Origin of the sequence: Luteococcus sanguinis (assembly GCF_039527675.1) — a bacterium.
Taxonomy (GTDB): Bacteria; Actinomycetota; Actinomycetes; order Propionibacteriales; family Propionibacteriaceae; genus Luteococcus; species Luteococcus sanguinis.
Window position 1 is genome coordinate 222,092 of sequence record NZ_BAAAKI010000003.1, and the last position, 18,275, is coordinate 240,366.

The 18,275-nt window shown below is 68.8% G+C and carries 21 protein-coding genes; 9 read left to right on the forward strand and 12 right to left on the reverse strand.

Translation table 11 applies throughout. The features are described 5' to 3' along the window. Positions 1-10: 10 nt before the first annotated feature. From ABD089_RS03335 to ABD089_RS03350, 4 genes are all read right to left on the reverse strand, one after another. A complete protein-coding gene (locus ABD089_RS03335) occupies positions 11-829 on the reverse strand; it encodes an ABC transporter permease (RefSeq protein ID WP_343884782.1) in 819 nt (272 codons plus the stop codon). Further along, positions 826-1,584 (reverse strand): molybdate ABC transporter substrate-binding protein, encoded by a 759-nt coding sequence (modA, locus tag ABD089_RS03340; RefSeq protein ID WP_343884783.1) that lies wholly within the window; start codon positions 1,582-1,584, stop codon positions 826-828. Before modA ends, ABD089_RS03335 begins: the two co-directional genes overlap by 4 nt. Then, complete coding sequence (locus tag ABD089_RS03345; protein WP_343884784.1) at positions 1,581-1,988, reverse strand: TOBE domain-containing protein; 408 nt, start codon at positions 1,986-1,988, stop codon at positions 1,581-1,583. Before ABD089_RS03345 ends, modA begins: the two co-directional genes overlap by 4 nt. Before the next feature lie 191 nt (positions 1,989-2,179). After that, on the reverse strand, positions 2,180-4,078 hold the full coding sequence (locus ABD089_RS03350; RefSeq protein WP_343884785.1) for a S9 family peptidase: 1,899 nt from the start codon (positions 4,076-4,078) through the stop codon (positions 2,180-2,182). A gap of 172 nt (positions 4,079-4,250) precedes the next feature. On the opposite strand from ABD089_RS03350, the gene ABD089_RS03355 reads away from it, so the two are divergent. The 6 genes from ABD089_RS03355 (at position 4,251) to ABD089_RS03380 (ending at position 9,556) form a co-directional block, all read left to right on the forward strand. Then, on the forward strand, positions 4,251-4,748 hold the full coding sequence (locus tag ABD089_RS03355; RefSeq protein ID WP_343884786.1) for a DUF3145 domain-containing protein: 498 nt from the start codon (positions 4,251-4,253) through the stop codon (positions 4,746-4,748). Between the two features lie 237 nt (positions 4,749-4,985). Continuing rightward, positions 4,986-6,083, forward strand: coding sequence for a tyrosine-type recombinase/integrase (locus ABD089_RS03360; RefSeq protein WP_343884787.1), 1,098 nt, complete (start codon positions 4,986-4,988; stop codon positions 6,081-6,083). Then, positions 6,080-7,363 (forward strand): tyrosine-type recombinase/integrase, encoded by a 1,284-nt coding sequence (locus tag ABD089_RS03365; RefSeq protein WP_343884788.1) that lies wholly within the window; start codon positions 6,080-6,082, stop codon positions 7,361-7,363. The genes ABD089_RS03360 and ABD089_RS03365 overlap by 4 nt, the downstream gene beginning before the upstream one ends. Beyond that, positions 7,360-7,578, forward strand: a complete 219-nt coding sequence (locus ABD089_RS03370) for a hypothetical protein (RefSeq protein ID WP_343884789.1) — start codon at positions 7,360-7,362, stop codon at positions 7,576-7,578. Before ABD089_RS03365 ends, ABD089_RS03370 begins: the two co-directional genes overlap by 4 nt. Before the next feature lie 148 nt (positions 7,579-7,726). Beyond that, positions 7,727-8,656, forward strand: a complete 930-nt coding sequence (locus ABD089_RS03375) for a hypothetical protein (protein ID WP_343884790.1) — start codon at positions 7,727-7,729, stop codon at positions 8,654-8,656. 72 nt (positions 8,657-8,728) lie between these two features. After that, the gene (locus ABD089_RS03380) at positions 8,729-9,556 is read left to right on the forward strand and encodes a nucleotidyltransferase domain-containing protein (protein ID WP_343884791.1); all 828 of its coding nucleotides are present in this window, start codon (positions 8,729-8,731) and stop codon (positions 9,554-9,556) included. Positions 9,557-9,582: 26 nt separating this feature from the next. Here ABD089_RS03380 and ABD089_RS03385 read toward each other — a convergent pair whose 3' ends face one another. Next, positions 9,583-10,011 (reverse strand): bleomycin resistance protein, encoded by a 429-nt coding sequence (locus ABD089_RS03385; RefSeq protein ID WP_343884792.1) that lies wholly within the window; start codon positions 10,009-10,011, stop codon positions 9,583-9,585. Between the two features lie 112 nt (positions 10,012-10,123). On the opposite strand from ABD089_RS03385, the gene ABD089_RS03390 reads away from it, so the two are divergent. Then, a complete protein-coding gene (locus tag ABD089_RS03390) occupies positions 10,124-10,453 on the forward strand; it encodes a hypothetical protein (protein ID WP_343884793.1) in 330 nt (109 codons plus the stop codon). Beyond that, positions 10,431-10,676: a hypothetical protein gene (locus tag ABD089_RS03395; protein ID WP_343884794.1), complete on the forward strand. Its 246-nt coding sequence runs from the start codon at positions 10,431-10,433 to the stop codon at positions 10,674-10,676. Before ABD089_RS03390 ends, ABD089_RS03395 begins: the two co-directional genes overlap by 23 nt. A gap of 48 nt (positions 10,677-10,724) precedes the next feature. Here ABD089_RS03395 and ABD089_RS03400 read toward each other — a convergent pair whose 3' ends face one another. From ABD089_RS03400 to ABD089_RS03430, 7 genes are all read right to left on the reverse strand, one after another. After that, on the reverse strand, positions 10,725-11,492 hold the full coding sequence (locus tag ABD089_RS03400; RefSeq protein ID WP_343884795.1) for a phosphotransferase: 768 nt from the start codon (positions 11,490-11,492) through the stop codon (positions 10,725-10,727). Then, positions 11,489-12,010, reverse strand: coding sequence for a GNAT family N-acetyltransferase (locus ABD089_RS03405; protein ID WP_343884796.1), 522 nt, complete (start codon positions 12,008-12,010; stop codon positions 11,489-11,491). The genes ABD089_RS03400 and ABD089_RS03405 overlap by 4 nt, the downstream gene beginning before the upstream one ends. An 86-nt stretch (positions 12,011-12,096) precedes the next feature. Then, positions 12,097-13,353 (reverse strand): beta-ketoacyl-[acyl-carrier-protein] synthase family protein, encoded by a 1,257-nt coding sequence (locus ABD089_RS03410; protein ID WP_343884797.1) that lies wholly within the window; start codon positions 13,351-13,353, stop codon positions 12,097-12,099. A 137-nt stretch (positions 13,354-13,490) separates the two neighbouring features. After that, positions 13,491-13,736 carry an acyl carrier protein gene (locus ABD089_RS03415; RefSeq protein ID WP_343884798.1) on the reverse strand — a complete coding sequence of 82 codons (246 nt, stop codon included), beginning with the start codon at positions 13,734-13,736 and terminating at the stop codon, positions 13,491-13,493. Between the two features lie 64 nt (positions 13,737-13,800). Further along, positions 13,801-14,796, reverse strand: coding sequence for a beta-ketoacyl-ACP synthase III (locus ABD089_RS03420; protein ID WP_343884800.1), 996 nt, complete (start codon positions 14,794-14,796; stop codon positions 13,801-13,803). Beyond that, positions 14,793-15,782 carry an ACP S-malonyltransferase gene (locus ABD089_RS03425; RefSeq protein WP_343884801.1) on the reverse strand — a complete coding sequence of 330 codons (990 nt, stop codon included), beginning with the start codon at positions 15,780-15,782 and terminating at the stop codon, positions 14,793-14,795. Before ABD089_RS03425 ends, ABD089_RS03420 begins: the two co-directional genes overlap by 4 nt. A 194-nt stretch (positions 15,783-15,976) precedes the next feature. After that, positions 15,977-17,080 (reverse strand): PucR family transcriptional regulator, encoded by a 1,104-nt coding sequence (locus ABD089_RS03430; RefSeq protein WP_425560019.1) that lies wholly within the window; start codon positions 17,078-17,080, stop codon positions 15,977-15,979. Between the two features lie 156 nt (positions 17,081-17,236). On the opposite strand from ABD089_RS03430, the gene ABD089_RS03435 reads away from it, so the two are divergent. Then, entirely contained in the window at positions 17,237-18,271 is a 1,035-nt protein-coding gene (locus ABD089_RS03435; RefSeq protein WP_343884803.1) for a PHP domain-containing protein, read from the forward strand. Positions 18,272-18,275: the final 4 nt, after the last annotated feature.

Below are 18,275 nucleotides of genomic sequence, written 5' to 3' on the forward strand. Positions count from 1 at the left end.
CGCTAGCGCATCAGCCCCGCAGCCGTGCCAGCTGGCCCAGCCAGCGACCCCGCAGCACCACCAGGACGAGCGTGCACACGGCCAACAGCACCACCGACAGGGCAACCGCGGCGTCCGGGTCGTCCTGCATCGCCAGGTAGACCGCGAGCGGCGTCGTCTGCGTCCGTCCGGGGACATTGCCCGCGAAGGTGATGGTGGCGCCGAACTCGCCCAATGCCCGGGCCCAGCACAGCACGGTTCCGGCGGCGACGGCCGGTGCCGCGAGGGGGAGCGTGACGTGGCGGAACACCTGCCAGGCGCTGGCCCCCATCGTTTCGGCGGCCTCCTCCAGTTCGACGTCCCGTTGCGCCAGCGCGCCCTCCACACCGACGACCAGGAAGGGCATCGCGACGAAGACCTGGCTCAGCACGACGGCCGCGGTGGTGAAGGGGAGCGAGAGTCCGAGGGCTCCCAGCGGACGTCCTAACACCCCCATCCGTCCGAAGGCCATCAGCAGCGCGACGCCACCAACCACCGGCGGTAGCACCAGCGGCAGGGTCACCAACGCCCGGACGATTCCCGCGATGCTCGCCCAGGCTCGGGAGTGGGGAGCCGCCAGCCACCACGCCAGCGGGACGCCCAGCACGAGCGCAACGAGCGTGGCGGCAGTGGCGGTGCCGAGCGAGAGGGCGAGGGCAGACACGACGGTGGTCCCGCGCAACAGGTGGGCGAATGATGCCCACGGTGCGCGAAGCAACAGGCTGACCAGCGGGAGCGCCAGCAACAGCGCTGCGACGAGTGCCAGGGCACCCAGCGGGAAGCTGGACCGGGGGCGGGGACGGCTGCTCACGGGAGCGTGAAACCTGCCTCGCGCAACACCGCGCGTCCGTGGTCGGACAGGACTTCGCCCATGAAGGCCGCCGCGCCGTCCGGGTTCTGCGCACCGGTCAGCGTGGCGATCGGGTAGCTCGTGGAGACGTTCTGGTTGGGGGGGATCTCGATGCCGATCACGTCGTCGCCCGCGGCACGGACATCGGTGGCGTAGACCAGACCGGCGTCCACCTCGCCGAGCCTGACCTTGGTGAGCACGGAGCGGACGTCCGCCTCCTCGGTCGCGGCGCGCACCGTCAAGTTCTGTCGGGTGAGCAGGGTCGCGCTGGCCGCACCGCAGGGGACGCTCGACTGGCACAACGCGATCTGCAAGTCGGGCTTGGTCAGGTCTGCCAGAGCTCGGACGCCTCCCGGATTGTCCTTGGGCACCGCGACCTCGAGCACATTGGTGGCGAAGGTGGTTGGCGTGGTGGCCTTGCCAGAGGCCACGACCGTGTCCATGGTCTTGGTCGAAGCGCTGGCGAGCACGTCAGCCGGGTAGCCGTCGTTGACCTGCTGGGCCAAGGCGGACGACCCGCCATAGGAGACCTGGACGTCGACGCTGGGATGGGCCTGTTCGTAGTCGGCGGCCAAGGTGTCGAAGGTGTCGCTGAGGCTGGCCGCAGCCAGGACGGTGATGGTGGAGTTGGGGGACGCGCTGCCGCTGCACCCGGTGAGCACGCTGGTGAGGGCCAACGCGAGCGCTGCCACACCGGCTAGGGCTCTGCGGCTCATGCGCGGCGAGGGGTCTCGACGACGACATTGGTGGCCTTGATGCTGGCCACGGCCAGCACGCCGGGTTCGAGGCCCAGTTCGTCGGCCGCCTCCCGGCTGATCAGGCTGACGACGCGGTGCGGACCCGCCTGCATCTCGACCTGCGCCATCACGGTGTCCCGCACCACCCGGGTGACGATCCCGGTAAAGGAGTTGCGGGCGCTGCGGGGCGTCGGCGCGGCGTGCCCGGGCAACTCGACCGGCTCGGCCAGCTCGACCGCCAGCTCGGCGAGCGCGCTCCCGGCCACGACCCGACGGCCGGACTCGTCCGTCGAGCTGTCCACCCGTCCGGAATCGACCCACCGACGCAAGGTGTCGTCGCTGACCCCGATCAGGGCAGCGGCTTCGCGAATGCGGTAGTCCATGCGGTCATTCAACCGCATCTGCGGAGACGCCCGCTCCCCGAGCTTGTCGAGGGGTCCCTCCGGCCAGCCGCACCCACGTTCCCCGAGCCTGTGCCCCCCAACGTTCCCCGAGCCGCGAATCATGTTCCCCGAGCCGCCAAGGACGTTCCCCGAGCTTGTCGAGGGGTCCCTCCGGCCAGCCGCACCACAAATCAGTCCAGGTTCTCCACCTCGAGCACCGGAACCTCGTCCGCTGGCGTGTAGCCGAACAACTGCGCGAAGAAGCTTTGCTGCGCCTCCAGCACCGTGCGCCGCGTGGCCTCCTGCCGGAACCCATGCCCCTCACCGGGGAACATCACCAGCGCCACCGGCAGCCCCTTCTCCCGGACTGCCTGCGCCATCGCCTCGGCCTGGTTCGGCGGGACCACCTTGTCCTCCAGCCCCTGCAGGATGAGCATCGGGCTGCTGAGCCGCTCGACGTGGTGGATGGGTGAGCGCTGCAGGTAGACCTCCTGCGCCTCCGGGTAGGGCCCGACGATCCGGTCGAGGTAGCGGGACTCGAACTTGTGGGTGTCGGTGGCCAACATCTCCAGGTCGCCGATCCCGTAAGAGCTGACGCCGGCCGCGAAGGCGTCTGAGCTGACCAGCGACTGCAGGGTCGTGTAGCCGCCAGCCGATCCGCCCCGGATGACGACCCGGTCGGGATCGACGAGCCCTCGCTCGACCAGTTCCTCGACGGCGTCGACGCAGTCGGCTACGTCGGCCACGCCCCAGTTGCCGTACAGGCGGTTGCGGTAGGCGCGTCCGAAACCGGCCGAGCCGGAGTAGTTGACGTCGATGATGCCGAAGCCACGGCTGGTCCAGTAGGCGAAGGCGGGGGAGTAGTCGCACGGCGCCATCCCGGTGGGTCCGCCGTGGGTGTTGACGATGACCGGCGGCAGTTCGCCTGCGGGGGCGGTGAAGTCGGGGTTGGTCGGCGGGTACCACCACGCCTGCGTCGGGCCGTGGTCTCCGTCGAACCAGATCGACTCCGGCACCGATACCCAGGCCGGGTCGGGCGCCTCACCCCCGGACCGGACGGTGGTTAGTTGCAGCGTCTCCAGGTCCAGCCGGGCCAGTTCAGCGGGACGATCCGCGTGCGCGAGCAGCGCCCAGCCGGTCCCGAAAGCCACGGCGAGGCCATCCACGTCCGCGAAGCGACCGGGCACCTCGCGCATGGTTCCGTCGGTGCCGAGCACGCCGAGACGCGCGTACCCGTCCTCGTACCAGGTGACCAGCAGACGATCGTCGTCCACGACGGCGAAGCGGTCCGATCCCAGCACCCAGGTCGGACGGGCGAAGTCGCCCTCGGCGCTGAACACCTCGCGGCATTCGCTGCCGTCCCACACCCACGGCGTCCAGTAGCCGTTCGTGTCGCTGAGGAAGTAGAGCGTCCCGTCGGGCGACCACTGCGGGTGGACGACCGACATGTCCTCGCCGCCGGCCACCACCGTCACGTCGCCGACGTCGTGCCCGTCACAGGGGCCGACGAGCAGGCGCGTGGCGTCCCATGGCATGTCGGGGTGGTTCCACTCGACCCAGGCCAGCTGGCCGTGCGCCAGAGCGGGGTGGGCGTAGAAGGTGGCGCCCGCGACGAGCACGGTGCCGCCGTCGGAGTTCTCGGTGGCGAGGTCCAGCGAGACGATCGTCGTCTCGGCCTCTTCTTCGTCGTCTCGATGGTCCTCGCGGACAGCCAGCAGGACGCCGAGGTCGGCATGTACCCGCAGGTCGCCGTAGCGCAGGTCGCGGGTCTCGGGAGTGACGGGGCGGTCGCCAGTCTCGTCGCGGACCCAGACGCGTCCGTCGTCGTCATTGCACCAAGCCACGACATCGCCGTCGGCATGCCAGGCGCCACCGCCGTACTCCATCACCCGGGAGCGGACGTTGATGGGTGCGGGCGTGATCTCGTCACCGTCCTGGACGAGGGTGAGGCGTCCGTTCTGCCCCGGACGGGACTCCAACCAGCCGACGCCCTCGCCGAGGCGGCCGAGGCATGAGAGCCCGACGGCTGACCCGAGCACCTCATCGACGCCGATCGGGGACTTCCAGGAACCATGGGGGGCTGTGGTCATGGTCCGACCCTAGCCGCCGCCGGGCGCGGGAGCTTCGCCCCGTCCGGGCACTTGGCCGGGCGTCCAGCGTGGGGCACAATGGCGCCAACAACTCAACGCCGTATCGGGTGAATCCGGATGATCGTCCAGCTGCTGGGGAAGGCACGACTGGGCCTGGTCAGGAGGAACCGAGATGGCATCGACCCGTGGAGTCGTCTTCATCCACTCCGCGCCGTCCGCGCTGCGCCCGCACATCGAGTGGGCCGCGGGTGGTGCCCTTGGCGTGCCCACGCACTTCGACTGGACACCCCAGCCCGCCCAGCGCGGGGCGTGGCGAGCCGAGCTGTCCTGGGCGGGCGCCACGGGCACCGGCGCCAAGATTGCGTCGGCCTTCAGGGCCTGGGAACGGCTGCGCTTCGAGGTCACCGAGGAACCCAGCACCGGCTCGGACGGGCAGCGCTGGAGCTACACGCCGTCGCTCGGCATCTTCCAGGCGGTGATCGGCGTCCACGGGGACGTGCTGGTGCCCGAGGAACGACTCAAGGCCGCAGTCGTCGGCGAGGCGCTGGGGGGCAAGCCCCTGTCATTGGCGCTTGACGAACTGCTCGGGCGCCCGTGGGACGACGAGCTCGAGGCCTTCCGCCACGCAGGCGAGGGTGCCCCCGTCCGGTGGCTGCACCAGGTGGTCTGAGTTCCCCGAGCCAGCAATCACGTTCCCCGAGCCTGTCGAGGGGCCTCCGGCCAGATCCCCCGATATCCGAGAGGCTGTGAACAGAGGTTTGTTGTGGCGCCGTCAGTGTCCTCGTTGCAGTTGTCACTGCAATCGACCAGGTGCGTGAGCATCCTCAACTGCTTGATATGTGGGTGATCTTCGGATCACCGGGGTGTCGAGGCTGGCTGGCATCCCGGGCTCCAATGGAGGTGTCCCATGGCCGCTGCCACGCCCCGCCTGTTCCCTGTCGTGCAACGCGCCCCAGGCCATCCGCCGGGTCGGTTCGGTGACCCGCTGGTCGACGACTACTTGGCCTTCCTCGCTGTCCGTGTGAGCCCGAACTCGGTGCTGGCGGCCTGGTACGACCTGCTCGTGTTCACCCGCCTCGTCGACAAGTCCGTGGTCGAGGTCACGCCCCGCGACGTGATGGCGTTCATCACCGCCCAGCGCACCGGCCAGGACCACCTCCCAGCCCGACCGGTCACCACCGGCCCGCTCAAGCCGGTCTCGGCCCGCACGATACACCGCCGGCTGTCCACGATCAGCGGGTTCTACGCCTTCCTGACCGTCCGCGGCGACATCACCACCAACCCGGTCCCACGCGGCCTGCCGACCCGGCGGGAACGCAACCGCCCCCGCCAGGGCGTCCCGCTGGTCCGGCCACCGCGAACGTTGCCGACGATCCTGACCGCCACCGAGGTCGACGCCCTCACGGCTGCGCTGCGCACCCACCGCGACCGCGCCATGGTCTCCGCGATGCTGCTCGGCGGGCTGCGACGCTGCGAAGTCCTCGGCCTCCGCCTCGAGGACCTGCATCCCGGCACGAGGCGCATCTTCGTCCGCGCCGGCAAGGGCGGACACCAGCGCCTGGTCCCGATCTCGCCGGTGTTCTTCGAGCACCTGGCCGCCTACCTCGACACCGAACGACCCGCCGACACCACCACCGATGTCGTGTTCGTCAGCCTGAAACGACCGCAACGCGGCCAACCCCTCACCCCGGCCGGACTCGACGAGGTCCTCGACTCCGCCAGACGCCGCGCCGGGCTACGCCACGCGACCTGCCACCAGCTGCGACACACCTGCTTGACCCGCCTGCGCGAGGCCGGGATGCCGCTGGAGGCCGTCCAAGCGCAGGCCGGGCACGCGTCGATCGAGACGACCCGGATCTATCTCCACCTGGCCGACGACTGGCTCGCGACCCAGTACCGCAAGGCCTCCGAGGTCATCGACGCCCAGGTCTTCGTCGGCGTCCCCATCCCACCCACACCCGCACCAGAACGGCCGATCATCCCCGGATTCAGGAGACTGCGATGAGGAAACCCCGAAGCCAAGGCAATCCCCGCGGGTTCAACGGCATGGACTTCACCGCAAAATGGCCCCATATCGAAGCCACCATCCCCGACATCGCCGACCCCATGGAACGCTACGTCGAGCAGATCGCCGTGGTCCTGCGCCCCCGCACCGCCGCCGAGTCCGGCTTGGCGCTGCGGGTCTTTGCGACCTACCTGATCGCGCATCACCCCGACACGACCCGACTTGACCAGATCGGCCGACCCGAGATCGAAGGATTCAAGACATGGCTGGCCAGCCGCAAGGGCAAGAACGGCCAGCTCACGAATCCAGCCACCATGGCCCACCGCTTGGGGAACCTGCGCATGTTCTTCCTGCGCATCGACGAATGGGGCTGGCCCGAGGCGCCCGCCCGAGTCCCGATGTTCCACGGCGACGTCCCCAAACAACACCACGCCCTGCCCAAGGCCCTCGACGACCCATCTGCCGCGAAACTGCTGCGCGCCGCCCAGGCTGACAAGCGGATGCTGGTCGGCCTCACCGTCGAGTTCCTGCTGCGCACCGGCCTACGGATCGGTGAATACATGTCGCTGACCAGCGACGCGATCGTCCTGATCGGGGACACCCACTGGCTCCACGTCCCGGTCGGGAAACTCCACGAGGACCGCTACCTGCCCCTCCACCCTCACCTGGTCGAGCTCGTCACCGCCTACCGCGACCGCTACGTTCCCGGCGACCACCCGCTGCTGCTTCCCCGTGAGAACGGCACCCCGCAGGACAGGTTCTCGATCACCCGGATGGTTCAGAAGTCCGCCACCGCCGCCGGCATCGGGCACGTCCACCCGCACCAGCTGCGCCACGCCCTCGCGACCCAGGCGATCAACCGGGGCATGAGCATCGAGGCCATCGCCGCGATGCTCGGCCACAAGAGCCTCGACATGACACTGGTCTACGCGAAGATCGCCAACCGCACCGTCGCCGAGGAGTACTTCCAGATCGCCGAGAAGGTCGACGCCCTCTACACCAGCCCGCCCGTCCTGCCCGCCGACGACCTCGGACCCAACATGGCCCGCCTCAACCGCGAACACCACCGCCTACTCGGCAACGGCTACTGCATCCGCCCCAAGGTCATGGACTGCGAGTTCGAGAACATCTGCGAGACCTGCACCTTCTTCCAGACCGGTATCGAGTTCCGCCCCATCCTGCTGGCCCAACACAACGACGCCTGCGCCAAAGGACAGACCCGACGCATGGCCATCTACGATCAACTCATCACCGAGATTGACACGACCCAAGCCTCGTGAAGGACCGCGAAATGGATGTCAGTGCCCGCCGCCGCAACTTCATCTTGGGCGTCCTGATCGCCCTCTCCCAGTTCTTCACCATGCTGGGTCAAGCCCTGCCAATCGCTCGCGGTCAAGGAAGCTCAGCGCGCTGGTTCTTCGCGGTTGCCTCTGGGTGCCTCATGCTGGTCGGCATCCTCCTTGCCGTCAAGAACCGGAAGCAGAGGACGCACTGACCGACCAGCACTCTTGACATCGATCACCCGCATAATGCCGAGAGGCGTGCGTTGTACCGAACTCGCCGCCATGCCATGCTGGGCTCAATGGGGCGCTTTGGATGCCCTCGTCGATGGCTCGGCGCTGCCGCATAAAGGCGTCCTCGCGATGAAACATGTTGCCCCCCGCACCGTCTTGGTCTGGTTCGACCACCGGGAGTTCGTGCGTTTCGGGAGCCCGGTCAACCTCAACGACATCGTCGACCTCACCCTGGGCGACGATCACGTCCTCTCCTCACCGTGGGAGCAAGCGGTCGGTGCGCCCATCCTGCTGCGGGCCGGACGACATGCCCCCGGCACCGATGTGCGGCATGTGCGCGTGCAAGTGGACCGACTATGGGAGGCCCACGCGCAGCTGGAACTCGATCCGTGTGGCGGCTGGCGGGTGTCGCCACACGGTGGCGACATCGTTCCCGTCGATGGCATGGACTTCACGACGCCTGAGGCCATCAGCGACGCCGACGGTCTCGCCACCCCCAAGACCATCATCACGGTGTTCAGCGGCTGGATCATGCAGGCCACGGTGGTGGCCGAGCTTCCGCCCCGCGAGCACGGTTGGCCTTATGGCATCGAACCCTTGGTCGACCTCACCGACATCGGATCGGATGCGCCGCGCCTGTTCGATTGGGCCCCGGAGCTGGACGCCAACCCGAACGCCACAGCTGAGCCCTCAGACGGATGGACGATGCGCACACCGTTCTTCGCCGCCGTGCAGCACGACTGGTGCCCGTCGGACTCCGAGTTCGCCCTGGGCCATCCCTGCATCGTCGAATCGGCCGACACCGTCTGCGTCATCGCCTGCTACATGTCACGCAAGGGGATGCACCACACCTTGGGTGTGGGCGCCACCGAGCACTACGTGCGTCTCAGCGCAGACGAGTTCATTGAGCGGTCTCGGCGCCTGCTCGACTCGCCCTGGTCCGGGTTCCGCAACGAGACACAGGCCGAGAACTGGAACAGCCCACTCGACCGCTGGTCGGAAATGTTTCCGCACGGCATCCCTCGCGAGCTACGAGACGTCACCCCGAAACCGTACTGACCGGATCCCGCAAGGCACTCTCATGCCGCGATGGCATTGCAGGTCCGCACGGGCAACGCAAGACTCTGGTGCGTGATCACCGACGAGCGACTCCAGCAGATGGCCGATGCGCTCGCATCAGTTCCCGGCATCTTGGCCGTCGCCCTGGGAGGCAGCCGAGCTCGCGGCACCCATCACGCGGGCTCGGACGTCGACCTCGGCCTGTACTACCGAGCCAAAGACCTCGACCTCGACGCCCTGACCCGCGCGTCACGCGCTTTCAGTGACACCGGGCAGGTCGAGATCGTCGGGCCAGGCGGCTGGGGCCCCTGGGTGAACGGTGGCGGCTGGCTCACCGTCGACGGCACCCCTGTCGACTGGATCCTGCGGGACCTCGACCGCGTGCGCGAACAGGCCGACCGCGCCCGCCGCGGCGAGTTCGCCTTCCACCCCCAGCCCGGTCACCCGCTGGGCTTCCTCGACGTCAGCTACGCCGGCGAGGTCGCCACGTGCCGTCCGCTCGCCGACCCCGACGGCGCCGCCGCCGGCCTGGCCACCGGTCTCGACCCGTACCCCGAACCCTTGCGCGTCGCGTTCGTCGACAACCTGTGGCAGGCCGGCTTCCTGGTAGATGCCGCCCGCAAGGGCCTGCCCAAGGACGACAGCGCGTACGTGATGCTGTGCTGCTCGGCCGCACTCATGCTCTGCGCCCACGCTTGGCATGCCACTGCTGGTTCATGGGTAACCAACGAGAAGGGCATCGTGGTCGACGTGGCCCGGCTCGATCTGGACACCCACGACTTCGCAGCCAGGGCCCACGTCGCCTTGCACCCACGCGAGCACGTGGGCCTCAGCGAGCTCGTCGCCAGGGCTGCATCCATCGTGGAGGACACTCGCGCCGCTCTTCCGCGCGAACCGTAGGCGACGCTCGCTCATGTCGCGTTGGGCTACTGGTCCAGCGTCCGGTGCCCCGAGGGCGTCTGGAGGCGGACGAGGTATCCGTCCGGATCCTGCACCAAGAACTGCCGAACGCCTGCCTCTTCATGCGGGCCGACGCGGTACCACTTCTCCTCTGGCTCCATGAACAGCGGCCACCCAGCCCGAGTGAGTCGGTCGAGCTGCACGGCCACGTCAGACACTGAGATCTGGAAGTTGATCCCTCGCCCCAGCGGCAGGTCGAGGGGGGCCGTTCTCCACGTGCGGCCGATGTCGGCCTGGTCCAGCATGACGTGGGCACTGCCCAAGACCAGGTAGGCGAAGCCCTCCTCGGGCCGGCCGTAGAGGACCTCGAACCCGAGCAGGTCTCGCCAGAACCGAAGCGATACGACGCAGTCGGTGACAGCCAGCTCAGGCACCAAGGAGGGGTCAACACTCATGGGCAGCAGCCTGCCAGAGGCCGCCCCGCCGGACGCACTCAACTGCCGCCGTCGGGGCCCCGTCAGCGCTTGCGCGCACCCCTCACGTCAGACGATGTAGTACACTTGGGTCATGGGCGAAGTCCTCAACTGGGATGAGGTGGTTGCGCGCTATGTGCGGTCTCGACCGGAGCGATATCCCAGTGGAATGAGCGTCGAACCAGAGTGGGCACAAGAGGTCCTGGATGACCCCGACCTCGCCGCTCTGGAACCTGATCCCAAGTCCCGCATGGGCGCATCGCGATTCATCGGACGCTCACCCGCTGCGGGCCGTGTACTCACCGTCATCGCCTTCCGGGACGGGGACGGCGACCTCCACCTGATCAATGCCTGGCCGGCCACCGGCGCCGACCTGAGGCTCTACCGAGAGGGAATCAGCCATGGCGAAGACGATGGATCCTGAGCTTGCGGCGCGACTGCGTGCCGAGTCCGAGACGACCCGCACTGATGCCTATGCCCCTGGCACCCGGGTGGCGCGTCCAAACCGGGCCAAGGTCTACTCCGTGAGGCTCAGCGAAGAGGAGCAGGCCCGCGTCGAAGCAGTGGCGGCCGCACGGCACCTGCCTGCATCGACGCTGGTGCGCTCGTGGATCCTTGACCGCCTCGACACGGAGAAGATCGGCTGACCGACGCGAACTGCTGTCGTCTGGAGCGATCAGGACCCTGATCTCGCCTCAGCCCGCATTCCACAGGCGGGTGTACCAGTCCAACCGCTGCACATCGACCGGGTTTCCGTAGCCGGCGAGGAAGTCATCGTCCAGTGGCTTGTGGACATAACCGGCTGCCGGGTCGTCGAAGGGCACCCCGGCGAAGTTCCAGCCAAGGCTCAGCAGGGCGGGCGCGAGGTCGGCGTGCCGGTCGGCGAGCCCCATCAGGCCGACGTCCACGTAGCCGGACGGCTCCAGGTCGTCGTCCAGCAGGAAGTTGGGGTTGCAGGCGTCCCCGTGGCAGACGACCAGGTCGTCGCGCGGGATCGCGGGCGGTCCGCCCAGCGCGACCCTGGCTTCGTCATCGAGCGCTGCCAGACGGACGTCCGCGGACCACTGCCAGGGACATTCCTGGACCGGCAGCGCATCGTGCCAGCGCCTCAACGCCGCGCCCAGCGCGCGGGCGGTGGCGCGAGGGTCGTCCGTCAGCTGGATGGCATTCGTCCCGGGCAGAGCCCTGGTGTGCAGGAACAGCAGCCCGGCATGCGCACCGTGCCCGAGGACGTTCGGGACGGGCAGCCAGCGCGCCGCCCAGGCCATCCGTTCGGCGTCGCCCGCCGGATCGGACTCGGGATGGGGCGGCCCGACCTTCACATACTCGTCGTCCGCGGACCGGGTGCCGATTCGCCAGGTGGTGCCGCCGATCTGGTTGCGCCACACGCACTGCAGGGGTCGGCCCGCGGCCAGGTGCGTGACCAACTCAGGAACTGTCCCGGGATCGGCGGGGATGCTCATGCCGTCGGCACCCAGTAACGACGGGTGCCATCACGGACGTCCTCGAGCACACCACCGGCACGCTCGATGATCGTCGCCGACCCGAGGTTGCCGTCGTCACAGGTCACCAGAGCCTGCGCCACGCCGCGATCACGCAGGACGTCCAGGCCGGCGCGCATCAGCTGGGTGGCGATCCCGCGGCGACGAGCGCTCGGACGAACGCCGTAGCCGATGTGTCCGCCCTTGTTCAGCAGGTGGTCGTTGAGGTCATGCCGTACCGACACCCGGCCCAGCCACTGGTCGTCCTCGACGGCCCAGCGCATCGTAGCGGTGACGAAACCGGGGGAGGCGATGGTCTCCTCCTGGACGCGGTGTGCGCACATGTCCTCGAAGCCCTCGGGGGTGGCGCAGGTGCCCCGGTCGAAGCCAAAGGATCCGGTCCAGTCACCGCCCTCGCCCTCGGCGGCGTCGAACTCGTCCCAGGCCTCCAGGAGGCTCACACGGTAGGTGGGGTCGGGGGCGATCAATGCGATGGGCATGGCGAAGACCCTGCCACAACAACAAAGCCGCCCCACACCCATTTTCGGTGTGGGGCGGCCCCTCGACAGACTCGGGGAACTGTGGATCAGTTGGTCTGGTTCTGGTTGGTCAGCGCCAGCGCCACGTTGTGGCCACCGAAACCGAAGGAGTTGTTCAACGCGGCGAGGTCACCGGCCGGCAGCTCCCGCTGGGTGGTGGCGACGTCGATCGGCAGGCCCGGCTCCAGGTTCTCGATGTTGATCGTCGCGGGCACCTGGCGGGTGTTGATCGCCATCAGCGCCGCGAAGGTCTCCAGCGCACCGGCACCACCGAGGAGGTGGCCGGTCATCGACTTGGTCGAGGTGACGACGATGCCATCGGTCGCGTCACCCAATGCCTTGCGGATCGAGCCGGCCTCGGTCACGTCGCCCTTCGGGGTCGAGGTGCCGTGGGCGTTGATGTGCTTGATGTCGCTGGCGGACAAACCGGAATCGGACAACGCGCGTCCCATGGCAGACGACTGACCGTGGCCCGAGGGGTCGGGCTCGACGATGTCATGGTTGTCGGCGCTGATTCCGGTACCCGCGAGCGTGCCGTAGATCTTCGCGCCACGGGCCTGGGCATGCTCCAGACGCTCCAGCACCAAGCAGACCGAACCCTCGCCCATCACGAAGCCGTCGCGGGCGGTGTCCCACGGACGCGAGGCGTGCTCGGGATCGTCGTTGCGACGCGAGAGCGCCTGCATCTGCGCGAAGGCGTTGATCGGCAGTGGGTGCAGCACGGCCTCGGTGCCGCCGGCGATGACGACGTCCGCGCGGTTCAGCCGGATCATGTCCAGACCGATCGAGATGGCCTCGTTGGACGATGCGCAGGCGGAGATGGGGGTGTGGATGCCAGCGCGGGCACCGACGCGCAGGCCGACATTCGCGGCGGGGGCGTTGGCCATCAGCATCGGGATGGTGAAGGGGGAGACGCGACGAAGGCCCTTGTCCTTCTGGACGTCCCACTGGCCCAGCAGGGTCTGCAGACCGCCGATGCCGGACGCCAGTGCCACGCCGACGCGCTCGCCGTCGAGGCCCTCGGTCTCGCCGTGGAAGTCGAAACCGGCGTCGGTCCAGGCCTCCTCTGCGCTGATCAGGGAGAGCTGGGTGGAGCGGTCGAGGCGACGCGCCTGGACGCGGTCGATGCGCTCGCTGGGGTCGCCGGCGCACTCGGCGGCGAAGGTGACGGGCAGGTCGGCTGCCCAGTCATGCTGGAGCGTGTGGACGCCCGAGACGCCATCGAGCATCGCCTGCCAGGTGCTCGGGGCGTCCTCGCCCAGGGGGGTGTAGGCGCCGATGCCGGTGATGACGACGGTGGTCATGATTCTCCAGGGTGTGCGGTGGTGGTGTGTGGGTGGGCGGGGGCCGAGCCGGAGCGTCAGCCCCCGCCAGTCACCGGTCAGGGCCAGTCAGTGGTCAGGGCCAGTCAGTGGTCAGGGCCGGTGGGCACGTGCGTGGCTCAGGCCTGGGCGCGCTCGATGAAGGCGACGGCGTCGCCGACGGTCTTCAGGTTCTTGGCGTCCTCGTCGGGGATGGACACGCCGAACTTCTCCTCGCAGGCGTAGATGATCTCGACCATCGACAGGCTGTCGACGTCGAGGTCGTCGGAGAAGGACTTGTCGAGCTGCACGTCCTCGGCGGCCACGCCGGCGACGTCGTTGACGATCTCGGCGAGCTGGGTGCGGATCTCTTCGGTGCTGGCCATGGTGGCCTCTCTTTCTCGTGGTGTTTCCCGGCGGGGAGCCGACGGGAGTTCTGGGGGTGGTCGGTCAGGGAAGGGTGATGACCTGCCCGGCGAACGACAGGCCCGCGCCGAAGCCGATCACCAGCGCGGTGTCGCCCGACTTGGCCTGGCCCTGCTCGAGCAACGCGTCCATGGCGACCGGGATCGACGCCGCCGAAGAGTTGCCCATCGTGCAGATGTCACGGCTGACCACGACGTTCTCGGGCAGTTTCAGGTGGCGCAGCATCGAGTCGGTGATGCGGTTGTTGGCCTGGTGCGGGATGAAGACGTCCAACTGGTCGGGGGTCAGCCCCGCCACCGCGATCGCCTCGGCGGACTTCTCGGCGATGAAGGTGGTCGCCCAGCGGAAGACCTGACGGCCCTCCATCTTGAGGAAGGGGAACTCGCCCTTGGGCATCGTCATCGTCCAGTCGTCGGTCATGATGACGTCGGTGGCCTTGGGGTCGGTGCCCCAGACAACCGGTCCCATACCGGGGGTCTCGGACGGGCCGACCACGACGGCACCGGCGCCGTCGGAGAAGATGAAGGCCGTCGAGCGGTCGGACTTGTCGAGCATCAGCGACAGCGCCTCGACGCCGACCACCAGCACGTACTCGCTCGTCCCGCCACGCACCAGCGTCTCGGCTGTGGCCAGGCCGAAGCCGAAGCCCGCGCAGGCAGCAGAGAGGTCGAAGGCTGCCGGGTCAGGGCAACCGAGCTCGAAGGCGATGTGGCAGGCCAGGGCCGGGGTCTGCTGGAAGTGTGAAACGGTGGCGACGACGATCGCGCTGACCTGCTCCGGCGTGATGCCCGCGCGCTCCAGCGCCGTGCGGGACGCACCGACGGCCATCGACAGCGGGGTCTGGGTCTCGTCGATCCAGCGACGCTCGGTGATGCCGGTGCGCTGCTCGATCCACTCCGGGGTGGAATCGATCATGGTGCACATCTCTTCGTTGGTCACCACGCGGTTGCCACGCTCGGAGCCGACGCTGAGGATCCGGGCGAAGCGGTTCTCCTGGAGGGTCTTGATCTGGCCGCTCATGCGTTGGTCCCGTCCTGGTTGGTGGACTCCTGGTTGGTGGACTCTTGGTTGGTGGACGCCTGGTTGGCGTTGGCGTGCTCGGCGACGAACTCGCGGGCCTCGTCCAACTGGTCGGGGGTGTTCAGGTTGAACACCTGGACACCCTTGAGGTTGCGCTTGGCGATGCCGGTCAGCGTCCCGGCGGGGGTGAGCTCCAGCAGCCCGCTGATGCCCAGAGAACGCATGGTCTCCATGCACAGGTCCCAGCGCACTGGGTTGGCGACCTGGCTGATCAGGCGCTGCAGGTAATCCGTACCGCCGGGGACGACCTGGCCATCCCGATTGCTGATCAGGGCGACGCTGGGATCGGTGGGGGCGACGGATGAGGCAACCTCGGTGAGGTGCGCGACCGCGGGCTCCATGTGGACGGTGTGGAACGCACCCGCGACGCTCAGCGGCACCAGCCGGGCACGGGCGGGCGGGTTCTCGGCGAAGGCAGCGAGTTGCTCGACCGTGCCGGCGGCGACGATCTGGCCGGAGCCGTTGTTGTTGGCAGGGGTCAGGCCGGCGGCGGCGATCTTTTCCTGCACCTCGGCAGCGTCGCCGGCGACGACGGCGGTCATCGAGGTCGGACGGATCGCCGAGGCCTCTGCCATGGCGCGTCCCCGCTCGCGGACCAGCACGAGTGCGTCCTCGTCGCGCAGGGCACCGGCGATGGCGGCGGCGGCGAACTCGCCGACGGAGTGGCCGGCGACGACGCCGGCAGCACCCTCGGCGCCCAGGAGAAGTTCCTTGGCGGTGGTGATGGCTGCGGCGACCAGCAGCGGCTGGGCGATGGCGGTGTCCCGGATCGTGTCGGCGTCGGCGGTGGTGCCGTAGTGGGCGAGGTCGAGACCAGTCACCGCGCTGAACGCTGCAAGGCGCTCGGCGAAGCTGGGCAGCTCAAGCCAGGGCGCGAGGAAGCCGGGGGTCTGGGCGCCCTGTCCGGGGGCAACGATTGCAAGCACGGTCCAACTCTTGCGGCTGCACGGCCCGTGGGCGCGGGCGGACACCACGAAATCAACCGCAGCGCATTTGTCGGGTCCCCACAACCGGCGCCCAGGTCGTCCAGCGGCGATCCCTGCCCCGATTGTCGGAGCAGCTGAATCACACGCATGCGATTCGTCGGTTCACCACACGGAGCTGAGCGTCGCGGCCCGGGTCAGAGGAGTCGTCCGAGGGTGATCGCCAGCCGCAGCGCGTAGGCGTCGCGTGCGTCCGTGGGGGAGTAACCCGTCACATCCTGGATGCGCTTGAGGCGGTAACGCACGGTGTTGGCGTGAACGTAGAGCGCTCTGCCGGTGGCCTCAACCGAACCCGAGTGGTCGAGGAAGGCCACCACGGTCTCCAACAGGTCACCACCCGCCGCCTGCAGCGGGAGGTAGATGTCGTTGGCGAGCATCCGACGTGCGTGGCCATCACCCGACAGCGCCCGTTCCGGGAGCAGTTCAGCCGCGGCCAGCGCGCGGGCACCCTCGGGCCAGGCCCGGGAGGCCTTCAAACCGCTGGACGCGGAACGAGCCGAACGGGGCGCCTCCACCAGGTCGTCCACCAGTTCACCGACGACGATGTGTCCGGGCCCGAAGAAGTCCTGCAACTGGTCGACCAGACCGACTGCTGCGTGTTCCTCGGTGATCCCGGGCGAGCTGGCGACCAGCACCAGCCGGTCGCCCTGGATCGCCGTCAGCACGTCCACACCCAACTTCCCCGCCCGGTGCCGCACGGCCTGGGTCGGGTCGCCCGCCTCACTGGAGACGTGCCCGACCGCGACGAAGACCTTCTGTCCAGAGGTCCAGCCCAGTGTGGACGCGCGCGAGACCATCGCCTCGTCCGCCTCGGCGCGCATGATCGAGTCGACGACCAGCGCCTCGAGGCGGGCGTCCCAGGCGCCGCGCACCTCGGCGGCCTGTGCGTAGACCTCGGCGGCGCCGAAGGCGACCTCGCGGGAATAGTGGACGATGGCCGTCTCGAGGACGGGACGGTCGCCGCGCGCGGCCAGCAGGGCGATCTGTTCCTCGACCACGTCGATGGTGGTGCGCACCAGGTCGACGGTCTGGTGCAGGGTGATGTTGCGGGCCAGGGCGCGCGGGGCCACGTTGAACACCGTGAGGGGGTCGAAGGGGTTCTCGGGGTCGTCCGCGAACCACTGGACGAAGCCGTCGATGCCCGACCGGGCGACGACGGTGATCCACGAGCGGTGCTCGGCATCAAGGTCGCTGAACCAGGGATGGCGTTCCTCCATGGCCGCCAGCGTCGCCGTTGTCATCTTCGCGGTCGCCTGCCCCAGCCGCTTCACGATGCCGGCCCGGGTGCGGTCGGACGGGACGAGAACTCGTCCGGTGACTGCCGAGCCGCGATCGGGTGTAGCCATCTGTTGCCTCCTAGGGGCCTCAGCCTAGTGGTCGCGGGCTAGGGTGTCCGGGTGGCAGACCAGCGATTCCACCTGGGGTGTGAGCGGGTGCGTCCGGCAGTGGATGCGTTGCGTGAGGTGGGCTTCTGGCTCGAGCGTGCCCGCGCCGACACCTATCGCGTCCAGGCCTACCGCAAGGCGGCGGACGCCCTGGCCGGGCTGGAGCCCGACGAGGTGGATGCGCTCGCCGATGCCGACGCGTGGACCTCCGTTCCGGGGCTCGGGCCCAAGACCGCCACCGTGATCCGGCAGGCCCTGGCCGGTGACGAGGTCGCCGAGATTGCCAGGTTGACCTCAGACGAACCGCTCGCAGCGTCCTCCTTGCGGTCGCTGGTGCGTGGCGACCTGCACTCCCACACCACTTGGTCGGACGGGGGTTCGCCGTTGGGGGAGATGGTGGCCACAGCGCAGCGGGTGGGGCATGAGTACCTGGCCATCACCGACCACTCACCGCGGCTCAAGGTGGCCAACGGCCTCAATCGCGAACGGCTGCTGGCCCAGTGGGAGCTGATCGACGAGGTGCAGGCCACCAACCAGATCCGCATCCTCAAGGGCATTGAGGTGGACATCCTGTACGACGGGGCGCTCGACCAGGCCGATGACCTGCTAGACCGGATGGACGTCGTCGTCGCCTCGGTGCACTCCAAGCTGCGGTCCGACAGCGAGACCATGACGACGCGTATGGTGGCGGCCGTCGCGAACCGGCACACGAATGTGCTGGGCCACTGCACCGGACGTCTCGTCGAGGGCAACCGCGGGACGCGTCCGCAATCGGACTTCGACGCGGAAGTGCTCTTCGAGGCCTGCCGTCAGTTCGAGGTCGCGGTCGAGATCAACTCTCGTCCGGAGCGTCAGGACCCGCCGGACGACCTGCTCGCGCTGGCCCGCGACGTCGGCTGCCTGTTCAGCATCGACACGGACGCGCATGCCCCGGGCCAGTTGGACTTCCTCGCGCTGGGATGCGCCCGGGCCGAGGCTGCTGGGATCGACCCGGCCAGGATCATCACCACCTGGCCGGTGGACGAACTGCTCGAGTGGTGTCGCTGAGCGA